Genomic DNA, 392 nt, shown 5'->3' on the forward strand with positions numbered 1-392 from the left:
CAATCAGGCGTTGACTGGCTCTGAACGTAGGCTCTGAGTGTTTCAATCGTTGCCCCTCCGGTGCTACAGACAAAGTACGACCTTGACCACAAAAGCCCCGTTTTACTTTGCGTCCGTAAATGTGTGTTTTGCTGGCGCAGCAGGCGCGACGATACTGATTTCAGATTGTTGACCATCACACTGACTGCCAGTTTTGGCGGGTAAGCAACCAGCAGATGCACATGGTCAGGCTCTCCGTCCATCTCAATATTTCGCATTCAAGTTTTGCCGCAGCGGAGTCAAATGCATCACGCAGTTGAGCGAGCATCAGTCCGTCAAATAGCTTACGTCGATACTTTGTCGTAAAGATCAGATGCACGACCAGTTTACTGACACTGTGCCGCTTTCTGAGG

1 pseudogene is annotated in these 392 nt (G+C 50.3%); it reads right to left on the bottom strand.

The features are described from left to right. Positions 1–392, bottom strand: a pseudogene (gene tnpA / locus BHE89_RS21700) (IS200/IS605 family transposase); the annotation flags it as partial.

The sequence above is a fragment of the Shigella sp. FC1967 genome (assembly GCF_001743005.1).
GTDB lineage: Bacteria > Pseudomonadota > Gammaproteobacteria > Enterobacterales > Enterobacteriaceae > Proteus.